The 11,711-nt window shown below is 42.5% G+C and carries 7 protein-coding genes; 6 read left to right on the top strand and 1 reads right to left on the bottom strand.

Going from position 1 to position 11,711, the window contains the following annotated elements; translation table 11 throughout:
* Nucleotides 1-2 precede the first annotated feature (2 nt).
* Together EGM47_RS12080 and EGM47_RS12075 are read left to right on the top strand one after the other, a co-directional pair.
* Complete coding sequence (locus EGM47_RS12080; RefSeq protein ID WP_124981076.1) at nucleotides 3-1,049, top strand: quinone-dependent dihydroorotate dehydrogenase; 1,047 nt, start codon at nucleotides 3-5, stop codon at nucleotides 1,047-1,049.
* Nucleotides 1,046-1,666, top strand: a complete 621-nt coding sequence (locus EGM47_RS12075) for a LysE family translocator (RefSeq protein WP_124981075.1) — start codon at nucleotides 1,046-1,048, stop codon at nucleotides 1,664-1,666. The genes EGM47_RS12080 and EGM47_RS12075 overlap by 4 nt, the downstream gene beginning before the upstream one ends.
* A gap of 15 nt (nucleotides 1,667-1,681) precedes the next feature.
* Here the strand turns inward: EGM47_RS12075 and EGM47_RS12070 are convergent, their stop codons facing one another.
* On the bottom strand, nucleotides 1,682-3,448 hold the full coding sequence (locus EGM47_RS12070) for a glycoside hydrolase family 15 protein (protein ID WP_124981074.1): 1,767 nt from the start codon (nucleotides 3,446-3,448) through the stop codon (nucleotides 1,682-1,684).
* An 85-nt stretch (nucleotides 3,449-3,533) separates the two neighbouring features.
* Here EGM47_RS12070 and EGM47_RS12065 point away from each other — a divergent pair, with 85 nt between their 5' ends.
* From EGM47_RS12065 to EGM47_RS12050, 4 genes are all read left to right on the top strand, one after another.
* A complete protein-coding gene (locus EGM47_RS12065) occupies nucleotides 3,534-5,744 on the top strand; it encodes a bifunctional alpha,alpha-trehalose-phosphate synthase (UDP-forming)/trehalose-phosphatase (protein ID WP_124981073.1) in 2,211 nt (736 codons plus the stop codon).
* Nucleotides 5,745-5,789: 45 nt separating this feature from the next.
* Nucleotides 5,790-6,653: a hydroxymethylglutaryl-CoA lyase gene (locus EGM47_RS12060; RefSeq protein ID WP_124981072.1), complete on the top strand. Its 864-nt coding sequence runs from the start codon at nucleotides 5,790-5,792 to the stop codon at nucleotides 6,651-6,653.
* 77 nt (nucleotides 6,654-6,730) lie between these two features.
* Nucleotides 6,731-10,051, top strand: a complete 3,321-nt coding sequence (locus EGM47_RS12055) for a GEVED domain-containing protein (protein ID WP_124981071.1) — start codon at nucleotides 6,731-6,733, stop codon at nucleotides 10,049-10,051.
* 68 nt (nucleotides 10,052-10,119) lie between these two features.
* A complete protein-coding gene (locus EGM47_RS12050) occupies nucleotides 10,120-11,649 on the top strand; it encodes a GH3 family domain-containing protein (RefSeq protein WP_124981070.1) in 1,530 nt (509 codons plus the stop codon).
* Nucleotides 11,650-11,711: the final 62 nt, after the last annotated feature.

Genomic DNA, 11,711 nt, shown 5'->3' with positions numbered 1-11,711 from the left:
CTATGTATACATCCATCATAAGACCATTGCTCTTTGCTTTTGATCCAGAATCAGTGCATCATTTCTCTTTCAGGGCGATTTCATTCCTTTATAAGATTCCTGGTCTAGGTTCGCTTTCGCGAAAGCGATACCACCTGAATCATCCTGATTTGGAAAGAGAGTTATTCGGGCTTCAATTTTCCAATCCGGTAGGTCTCGCCGCTGGATTTGATAAGGACGCTAAAGCTTTTAGAGAATTTGGAAAGCTGGGATTCGGTTTTATAGAAATCGGTACCCTCACGCCAAAGCCCCAGTCAGGTAATCCAAAACCAAGATTATTCAGGTTAAAAAAGGATCAAGCCATTGTTAATCGTATGGGATTCAATAACGGCGGTGTAGATGCTGCCGTCCATCGTCTGAAGAAGAACCCAAAACTGGGACATAAAAACCATGTATTGATCGGTGGTAATATTGGAAAAAATAAGACCACGCCCAACGACCAGGCGGTCAATGATTACATCATCTGCTTTGAAAAATTATTTGACCACGTCGATTACTTCACCGTTAATGTGAGTTCGCCCAATACTCCTGGTTTGCGCGAACTTCAAGATAGGAAGCCGCTTACACATATCCTACAGACACTTCAAGCTCTGAATGAAAAAAAAGAAAAGAGGAAACCTATTCTACTGAAAATTGCCCCAGATCTCACAGAGGCCCAATTGGAAGATATTATCGGGATTGTTGAAGATACCCAGATTGATGGGGTGATCGCTACCAATACTACCATTGCCAGAGATGACTTGCAATCAGCAACAGAATTAATTAATCAAGCCGGCGGATTGAGCGGTGCACCGCTCACCGATCGCTCCACAGAAGTGATTTCTTTTTTACACCAAAAGAGCAATGGGGCTTTCCCCATTATCGGTGTAGGAGGCATCATGACTGCACAAGATGCGATGGATAAGCTTGAGGCAGGAGCCAGTTTAGTACAACTGTACACCGGGTTTGTTTATAAAGGGCCAGGATTGGTAAAGTCCATTTGTAAAGCCTTGATAAATCACAAGCCGTGATTGAAAATTGGCTGTTATTTGCGGGTTCAGCATTGCTGCTGGCTGTCTCGCCAGGTCCAGATAACATTTTTGTACTATCACAATCTGTGGCTCGTGGTGCCAGATATGGCATTGCCATTGCCAGCGGTTTGATCACAGGTTGTATTGTACACACCTCTTTGGTAGCTTTTGGGTTTGCTGTATTGATCAAGGATAGTCCGTGGTTATTGTTAGGAATAAAAATCGCTGGCGCGGCTTATCTTCTGTATTTGGCGTATAAAATTTATAGATCGGATTCGAGCATCGAACTTTCCCAACAAAAAAATAATGAACAAGGGGTATGGGCCTTGTACCGGATCGGCATTACAATGAACTTGCTCAACCCAAAAGTAACCTTATTCTTTCTTGCCTTATTACCTCAATTCGTCATCGGTGAAAGCCGTATACCTGAATGGCTACAGATCTATATTTTGGGGGGAATATTTATGTTGGTCTCGCTGTTGACTTTTTATAGCATCGCTTTGTTGGCTGGTAAAGCAGCTACTTTCATCAAATCCTCCACCTGGTTTGCCCCTTCTATGAAATGGTTGCAAATCTTGGTCTTTATCGGAATTGCCATAGCTATAATAATACCGTGATACCTTGATAAGTTTTTAATCCTTTGAGAAATTGATGGCTGTTTCAATGAGGGCCAGGTGAGAATAGGCTTGAGGGAAATTGCCTAATAATCTTTTGGTTTTAAAGTCAATATCTTCACTGAATAATCCTAGATGATTACTATAGGACAATAATTGATCAAAGTATTTTCGGGCTTTTTCTTTTTCACCAATCTTATGTAAACTGTCAATCAACCAAAAAGAACAAATCGTAAAAGAAGAGCTCGGCTCTCCAAAGTCATCCTGATTTTTATACCTGTACATCAAACCATCCCGACACAATTCACGTTCAGTGGCCTGGACAGTGCTGATGAATCTGGGGTCATCTGCTTCAATAAATCCATATTGCTCCATTAATAAGGTAGAGGCGTCTAGGTCATCTGAGCCGAAGGATTGGGTATAGGCCTGAACTTTATCACTCCACGAATGTTGATAGATATCCGTATAAATTTGCGCCCGCAATTCCCTCCAATGCTTCAAATATTCTGTTTTACCTATAATTTTACCCACCTGTATGGCTCGATCTATGGCCACCCAGCACAATAACTTGCTAAATGTAAAATGCCGGTCTTCGGTACGTAACTCCCAGATACCTTTATCTGGCTCCTGCCAGTGTTGCTCCACAATTTTGGTAATACCTTTGACGATGGTCCATAATTCCTCTCGGTTTTCCAGACTGGTTTCAAACTGTACAAACTGTCGATAGATAACCTCCATCAGGATACCATAGATATCATTTTGTCGCTGGATATAAGCGGCATTACCGATACGCACGGGTTTTGAACCCTGGTAACCATTCAAGTGATTCAGGAAATTCTCGGTTAGTTCGCGCTCCCCATTTATCCCGTACATGATCTGGATTTTTTCATCCTTGTCTGGGATGGTATCGATCACGAACTGCAGGAATTTTTTGGCCGAATACGGATGTCCGAGGCCAGAAATAACACGTATCACCATGGAAGCATCCCTGATCCAGCAAAACCTGTAATCCCAATTGCGCACCTCACCGATGGTCTCAGGCAAACTAGTAGTCGCTGCGGCCAATACTGCCCCAGATTTTTCATAGGTCAAGGCTTTTAGGGTAAGTGCACTGCGTATAATTTCGTCTTGATACAAAGGATAGCGGGTTGTTTTATCACTCCAATCCATCCAATAGGTCTTGGTACGCTGAAATTTTAGATAGGAACGATCTAGACTTTGTTCGCTCAACTTTTCATGGTAACTCACCAGGATAAAGGCATTGTCCTCCAGGAGTATATTTTCTCCATCCAGAATCGCCTGATTCCCTAAATCACTATAAAGAAATAAGGAGTCATACTTGCCATCCTTGGTTTGGCTACAGATGTATTTTCCTTCGTCTGTCGTGAATACCGGACTGGAAGCATATTCTAATCTGGGATCGTATATTACTTTGAAACTGGGTTTACCGTTCAACAAACGTATAAACCTGATAATATCCGGCGGTGCATAATAAGTACCGTCTTGGTGCTGGTATCTCGGCATAAAATCGATAACCTGAAAGGCATCCTTGCCATTGTCAAAGGACGTTTTAAGGATATTGGTTTGCCATAGGTATTCCTGATGTACTTGATAGGACTCGTCCACCTCAAATCCCAGCGATCCACCTTTTTTCTCGTCCAACAATTTGGCAAACACTGATGCAGAATCAAAAATGGGCAAGCAGCACCAATCGATCGAAGCCCGATCTGAGATCAAGGCACAGCTCTGACAGTTTCCAATGATTCCGTAATTGAGATTATCCATATTTAACGCAGTATTTTCTTTTGAGCGATTGATTTTTCCGAAATTTAAGGATTAATCAATCATTTGAGCAATAGCCTTCTTTTTTATGTCAAAAACAATCATTGTTTCCAACCGTTTACCACTACAATTAAATATCGAAAATGGAAAAGTTACGTCCTCACCCAGTGTGGGAGGGCTGGCCACAGGACTCAAATCCGTACACAGGGATAGCAATGGTGTATGGATTGGATGGACAGGATTAACCGTGGAAGAGACTGAGCCACAGTTAGAAAAGGACATTGAAACCGCGGTGTCTGAACAACAATGTGCTGCTGTACAGCTCAGTCAATCTGATTTGGAGGGCTTCTACTATGGATTCAGCAACCGGACCATCTGGCCCATGTTTCATTATTTTATGGAATACGCAGAATTTGATAACAATTTTTGGGAATCTTATAAAAGCGTTAATCAGAAATTTGCCGATGTAGTGCTGGAAAATTTGGAGGATGGAGATACCGTATGGGTCCACGATTATCAACTCATGTTATTGCCTCAACTGATCAAAGAAAAACGCCCCGAAGTTTCTATTGGATTTTTCCTGCACATCCCATTTCCTTCCTATGAAGTGTTTCGTACGATCCCATGGCGGGAAGAAATCTTGAACGGACTTTTAGGTGCTGATCTGCTCGGTTTTCATACCTATGATTACGAGCGACATTTTCTGAGTTCGGTAAGTCGTATTCTTGGGCATGCTGTAAGCTTTAACAGCATCACTATGGCCGATCGTGTGGTAACCGTAGATTCGTTTCCCATGGGTATTGATTATGAGAAGTTTTCCGCTTTCGCGAAAGCAAACAAGGAACAAACCGATAAGTCACAGAGCGAATTGCAGCGAAGGTTATACCATCATCAACAGGAAACGCCAGATGCCAAGATGATCCTGTCGATTGACCGCCTGGACTATACCAAAGGAATTGCCAACCGAATCCGTGCTTTCGAGCGCTTCCTGGAAACCTATCCAGATTATGTGGAAAAAGTACGATTGGTCATGCTGGCCGTTCCCAGTCGATCAAATGTACCTCAATATCAGCTCCTGAAACGGGAAATTGACGAACTCGTTGGTAGGATCAATGGAAAATTTGCTACTGTAAGCTGGACACCCATTTGGTATTTCTACCGATCCATGCCTTTTACCAATCTAATCGATCTCTACACTTCATGTGATGTGGCACTGATTACACCTATTCGTGACGGGATGAACCTTGTAGCCAAGGAATATGTAGCCACTAGAACCGATCGTACCGGAGTACTGATTCTAAGCGAGATGGCAGGGGCGGCCAAAGAAATGAATGAAGCTCTCTTGATCAATCCCAATAATATGGATCTGATTGCCCGTACCATTAAAAAGGCGTTGGAAATGCCTGTAGAAGAGCAGCAAAAAAGAAACAAATACATGCAAAACCGTCTCAGACGCTATAATGTTGAAAAATGGGCGGCCGATTTCATGGGTAAATTACAGGCCTTAAAAGTCAATGAAGAATTTATCCGAACCAAGAAACTTACGGACAAACGATTGCCCCAAATATTGGAACAATACAACAATGCGCAACAACGCATATTTTTTCTAGACTATGATGGGACTCTTAGAGGTTTTGTCAATGATCCCTCTGAGGCCAATCCGGATGAGAAAATCCTGAATATGGTGCGCCGACTCCAAGAACAACCCAAAACCGATGTAGTGATCATCAGTGGACGTGATTCTGAAACATTAGGGGAATGGTTCAAAGATCTTCCCGTCACCCTTATCGCCGAACACGGTGTATTAAAGAAACAGGTGGATGGTGACTGGCATCCCACCGAAGCAATGAATACTGATTGGGTGCCCAGCATCCAGCCCGTTTTACAGACGTATGTTGACCGTACGCCAGGAACTTTTATAGAAGAAAAGAAATACAGTCTAGCCTGGCATTACCGCAAGGCAGATCCGGAACTAGGTGCGATGCGAGCAAATGAGTTGTCTAATGTGATCAAGGAACTTTCTAGCAATCACGGTCTAAGTGTCTTATCTGGCAATAAAGTGATCGAGATCAAAAGCAGTAATGTTCACAAAGGGAAAGCCGCGACCAATCACATTTTGAATAAGAACTATGAGTTCATTTTCAGTATTGGGGATGATTGGACCGATGAGTTCATGTTTCATGATCTTCCATCCTCTGCGATTACCGTCAAAGTAGGTCGGGTGAATACCGAGGCTAGATTTTATGTAGAAAAACAAGAAGACGTGGCTGGCTTGCTGCAGGCATTTATTCAAGAGTAAATTCCACCATCAATCGATTTCGTAAATACGTATCTTTGCGGGCCGATGGAGCAAATTAAAATCATAGAATGTCCGCGCGATGCCATGCAAGGTATTAAAGAATGGATACCTACCAATGTTAAGGTACAGTATCTACAATCCTTATTGCGTTGTGGTTTTGACACCATTGATTTTGGAAGTTTTGTATCTCCCAAAGCTATTCCACAAATGGTGGATACTGCTGAGGTGCTATCCATGTTAGACCTTTCTACTACTTCATCCAAATTGCTGGCCATTGTGGCCAACTTGAGGGGAGCGCAAGACGCATGCCAGCATCCAGAAATCGATTATTTGGGTTATCCGTTTTCCATTTCAGAAAATTTTCAGATGCGTAATACCCATAAGACTATTGCACAATCTGTTGACTTATTGAAAGAGATCATTGATCTCGCTTTCGCGAAAGAAAAACAACTTGTGGTCTATATTTCCATGGGTTTTGGCAATCCTTATGGTGATCCATGGAATGTGGATATAGTAGGAGAATGGGCAGAAAAGTTAGCAAATCTGGGTGTGAAGATCTTGTCTTTATCGGACACGGTTGGTACCAGTGACCCCCAAACCATCGAGTATCTATTTTCTAATTTAATTCCGAGATATCCACAAGTCGAATTTGGAGCACATTTGCATACCACACCTCGCAGCTGGCGAGAAAAAATAGATGCCGCCTATAAGGCAGGTTGTCGCAGGTTTGATGGTGCGATTCAGGGGTTCGGTGGTTGTCCAATGGCCAAGGATGAACTTACTGGGAATATGCCTACAGAAAAAATGTTGAGTTACTTCAATCAGGTTAAGGCAGATGCTAACATTAAGATGACATCTTTTGAGAGCAGTTATAACGAGGCCAGCAAAATTTTTCAACGCTACCACTAGTTATTTTCTTTATTACTGATCAATGTTGTAAATCTTTTCTTACCTTTAAAGTATAAATCATTGATATTCAGATAGCCATGAAGAAATTTTCCCCCTTGTATTTAACCGTAGCCCTCGTCCTAAGTGGGCTTAACATTTCATCATCCCAAAAATATAAAGAGATGATGCAAGATCCGTCAGTCAACTTTTACGAAGTCGTGGCTGCCGCAGAAGCATATTTTGAAACCATAGAGATCCAGAAAAAAGGTTCAGGATACAAGGGTTATATGCGATGGAAGATGGCCAACGAATACAAGTATTATCCTTCTGGTGACCGCTCCCAGACGGATCCTTATTTTGTGGAAAAAGCTTATCAGGCTTTTCAGAGACATCCCAAAACCCAATCTTCCTCGTTCCGCGAAAAAATGGGATCTACCTGGACCGAATTGGGTCCTGTAAGCATAGAGACAATTACAGGTCATTACGCTCCTGGAATGGGAAGAGTTGAAGATTTTTACGTAGATCCTAACAACGATAATATCCTTTATATCGGATCTCGAAGTGGAGGCTTTTGGAAGTCTTTGGACGGAGGTGAGACCTGGACTGGGAATACAGCAGATTTCTTGATGGCTACTGGAGTCAACAGTATTGCAGTAGACCCTCTAAATAACCAAAACGTGTTCATCAGTTTGCGCAATGCCCGGAACGGGACTTCACATGGTGTATACCGCTCCACAACTGGTGGAGACAACTGGATACCGACTAATTTCAATCCCACCAACCTTGGGCAAGGTGGTTTGGGAAGTAATTTTAGGATCAATACTTTAGTTGCACATCCCCAAGTGCCCAATTTGTTTTTTGTAGGAACAAATCGTGGGATATATAAAACAACAGACAGCTTTCAAACCTGGACCCAATTGTTTAACCTGAACGTATCGGGTATAGATTTCCATTCGACTGACGATCAGATCGTGTATTTTACAGCTTATGGCGCGAATGTTATTTATCGATCAACGGACCAAGGAAATAGCTACACCCCCAGCAATGAAATCACCGGCAATAACAATCGGTCAGGTACCATCAGCGTTACCCCTGCCTGTAACGAATGTGTCTATTTCGGTTCAGCCAATGGTGTATGGAAAAGTACGGATAACGGGCTAACTTTTAGCTTATTGGGAACTCCCAATTTGGGCTGTGGAAATGGTTTTGCCGTCAGCGATACAGATTCCAATCAAATCCTGAATGCTTGTGTCGATATAGAAATGAGCAGTGATGAAGGTCAAAGCTTTACGCAGCGTACTTATTGGTGGTTGGGCAACGTCGCCAATGGAACGGGAAGTCTCACACAGAATTTTCAGACCACGACTAAATATGTACATGCAGATATCAGAAACGCCAGATGCATCAATGGTGTATTTTATGTCTCTACAGATGGATATTTGGCCAAAAGCAGTGACAACGGTCTCAACTGGAAATTGTTGAGCGAGACTGTTGGAATTCGAGAAAATTACAAGTTAGGGGTAAGTCAGAACAACAACTCGCGAACTATCGTCGGTTCCCAAGATAATGGTACCAGTCTGCTCACGGAAAATGGTTGGGTTGAGTATTACGGTGCAGATGGTATGGAGGGCATCATTCACCCCCTAAATGATGATTATATGATCGGGAGCATCCAGTTTGGTAGCAGAGTGAGATCACGAGACGGTGGTTTGACCAGGGACCTTATATCACCCGACAACGAGTCAGGAAATGGAAATGCAGATTGGGAAGCACCCTTGGCATTTGACCCAAATGATCAACTTAAAGTATTTCATTTCAGTAGCAAGATTTTTGAAAGCAACGATTTTGGTGAAAACTGGATCTTGCGAGGTACTCCATCGTCGTTTACTGGATCTATTCAACATGCTGAAATCGCCCAAAATAACTCCAATATTATGTTGATTTCTAGGGGTTCCAGTCTTGAAAAGTCAACCAACGCAGGCAGTAGCTTTATTAATATAAGCGCCAACCTTCCCAATTCAAGTATCAAGGACATTGCTTTTGATCCTTTGGATGATGATACGATCTATGTAGTATACGCCAACTACCAAAACGATGGTAAGAAAGTATATGAATCTAAAGATGGTGGTTTGACCTGGAATAATATTACCTACAACCTTGGTAATATGCCCGTACATACCGTGGTCGTGGATCACGATGACGCCAGTAATATTTATTTGGGTACAGAATTGGGCGTTTTTACCAAACCAGCAGCGGGAAACACCTGGACTACTCTAGGTACCGGGTTGCCCAACGTTTCAGTCGAGGAACTAGAGATCGTATATGCCACCAACACGCTTAAAGCTTCTACTTGGGGAAGAGGGCTCTGGGAAACTAAGTTGGTAGGGCGAGCAAATTATCCAGCTATTAATTACACCACAATCACCAATCCGCCGACAGAACTGACTCCATATACATCACAGGATCAGTATGTTACTTCTGAAATTAGCTACGATGGAACTTTGTCAGGGGTAGAAGTGCGATGGTCCTTCAACAATCTAAATTTCAATAACATTATTCCTATGACAAACACTGCGGGTGATACTTGGGAATCTAATACTCCCATTCCATCCGGACAAGTCAGCGATAAAGTTTACTTTAAGGTGGTGGCAACGACAAGTACAGGGAAGAAAACTGAAACCTATAAATTCATGTACCGTCACATATTGACAGAATACTGCGAGGCCTCTGGAACTTCCAGGACAGGTGCTGATTATATCAACAATGTCACTTTAGAGAACTTAACTACTAATACGACAGTATTCTCCAATAATAGTGGGAAGAATATTTATACCCTTTATTATGATAATGCCCCGCCTACTTTGGAAATAGGTGACCGATACCGAATCACGATGACCCTCGATTATGCCTTTTCACCAGACCGAGGCAGGGGCTGGATTGATTTTGACGGGAATAGGGTTTTTAGCGCAGATGAACTTGTAATGCTTACAGGCTACGTCAATAATACGGGTACTGCTGAGTTTGTTGTGCCTGATCATGCGGTGCAGAATCAATCAGTGAGATTAAGGGTGAGAAATAATTATTATAGTCCTGACTCTCCGTGTGGTACCACCGCAGGTGAAGTGGAGGATTACCTATTGAATTTTGATGATGTGGCTATTAGCAATAAAAGCATATTGACACAAGGAGTAAATATTTACCCCAATCCCTTTGGTCAAACCTTTACTGTACAAAGCACTGGTGCACTAAAGATCTATGCATACGATATTTATGACCTGCAGGGCAGACTGATTCAATCCAAAGAGGTAAGTGGGCTGGATCAATTTAACGTAGATCTTTCTGGTGCTGCTTCACAAATGTACTGGATCAGTTTGCGCACGGATGGAGGGAGCTCAGTTCATCAATTGATTAAAAAATAAACAATTACCTAAAACTTAACGCTTGTGCCTCCAGCCGGGTAGTATTTTTGGATTAAACTACTGATCTTATGGCTCTGTTGGGTCCCATTATAAAAACCGCGCTCCACCTGCACGATAGCTTTTCCAGCACTGCAGATCATGTTGAAGCACAAGAAAAAGTTTTACGTAAACTTTTAAAAACTGCTAAGAATACTTCCTTTGGATTGTATTACGATTTTGCAGGAATATTAGAGGAGGATGAAGTAGCATCCGCTTTCGCGAAAGCGGTACCGTATTTTGACTACCATGAAATGAATGAGAAATGGTGGAATCAGATGAAGGCTGGAAACCCAGATATTGCCTGGCCTGGAAGTCCTAAATTCCTGGCCAGATCCAGTGGTACTACCGGTAAGAAATCCAAGACCATTCCCGTAACTGAAGAAATGATCGATGCCATCAAGGCAGCAGGTACCCGACAGGTAAGTTCTTTGACTCATTTTGACCTTCCCAATGAAGCTTTTGAATCTGAGGTGTTGGCTCTTGGCAGCTCAACAGCTCTCGATGAAGAAGATGGATTTATTATTGGGGAGATCAGTGGTATTTCAGCCAGTCAAATTCCTGAATTTCTAGATGCCTTTTATAGACCTGGAAGAGAGATTTCCTCAATAGAAGACTGGGATCAACGTGTGGAAAGAATTGCCGAAGAAGCCAAAAACTGGGATATTGGGATGTTAAGCGGGATTCCGTCTTGGATGGAGATGATGTTGAAAAAAGTCATGGATTACCATCAGGCCGATTCCATTCACGAGATTTGGCCCAACTTAAGTGTTTATACTTCTGGAGGTGTGGCGTTTGAACCTTACAGAACCAGTTTGGAGAAGCTATTTAGCCGACCTGTACAAATCATCGATACTTATTTGGCCAGTGAAGGCTTTATCGCTTGCCAGCAAAGGCCGGATACAGATGCCATGGAATTGATCACGGATGGAGGTATTTATTTTGAATTTGTTCCTTTTCAACCTGAATATGTAGCCCAAGATGGGAGTATCAAAGAAGGTGCACCGGTGCTGAATCTCAAGGAAATTGAGGAAGATGTTGACTATGCCCTGATTATATCAACGGTAGCTGGCGCATGGAGATACCTCATTGGTGATACCATTAAATTCACGGACAAGTCCCGGGCCGAAATCAAAATCACCGGGCGAACCAAGTTTTTCCTAAACGTAGTAGGTAGCCAACTCTCCGTTCTGAAGATGGAAACAGCGATTACTGAACTACAGCAACAATTCGATACCAGTATCAAGGAATTTACGGTTTGCGCCAAAAAGATCGAGGGTGAGTTCCACCATGTGTGGTATCTGGGGACCGCCACATCAGCTAGTGAGGACGAACTGGCCCAGGCACTCGACCAGAAGTTGGCCGAAGCTAATAAAAATTACAAAGTCGCCAGAAAAAAGGCACTTAAAGGAATTAGAGTACATAAAGTCTCACCAAAATTATTTGCTGACTGGAATGATCACAACAAGAAAAAAGGAGGGCAAGTAAAAATGGAAAAAGTAATGAAAGAGGAGCAGTTTGCGACCTGGGAGGATTTTGTCAAAGGCCAAAAAACCAAATAAGCGTAAGACAAATCTTTTCTTTTTTACAACTATTTCTGAAAAGCCAATCAGATGTTTTTGGC

The sequence above is a fragment of the Nonlabens xiamenensis genome (assembly GCF_003865345.1).
GTDB classification, from domain to species: domain Bacteria; phylum Bacteroidota; class Bacteroidia; order Flavobacteriales; family Flavobacteriaceae; genus Nonlabens; species Nonlabens xiamenensis.
Note: the sequence above shows the minus strand (reverse complement) of the source record. Positions and strands in the feature narration are given on the sequence as shown.

Excerpts from the sequence above, each read along its gene's own strand:
- EGM47_RS12065 (WP_124981073.1), top strand. The coding sequence starts at position 3,534 with ATGTCAAAAACAATCATTGTTTCCAACCGTTTACCACTACAATTAAAT.
- EGM47_RS12070 (WP_124981074.1), bottom strand. The coding sequence starts at position 3,448 with ATGGATAATCTCAATTACGGAATCATTGGAAACTGTCAGAGCTGTGCC.
- EGM47_RS12080 (WP_124981076.1), top strand. The coding sequence starts at position 3 with ATGTATACATCCATCATAAGACCATTGCTCTTTGCTTTTGATCCAGAA.
- EGM47_RS12055 (WP_124981071.1), top strand. The coding sequence starts at position 6,731 with ATGAAGAAATTTTCCCCCTTGTATTTAACCGTAGCCCTCGTCCTAAGT.
- EGM47_RS12060 (WP_124981072.1), top strand. The coding sequence starts at position 5,790 with ATGGAGCAAATTAAAATCATAGAATGTCCGCGCGATGCCATGCAAGGT.
- EGM47_RS12050 (WP_124981070.1), top strand. The coding sequence starts at position 10,120 with ATGGCTCTGTTGGGTCCCATTATAAAAACCGCGCTCCACCTGCACGAT.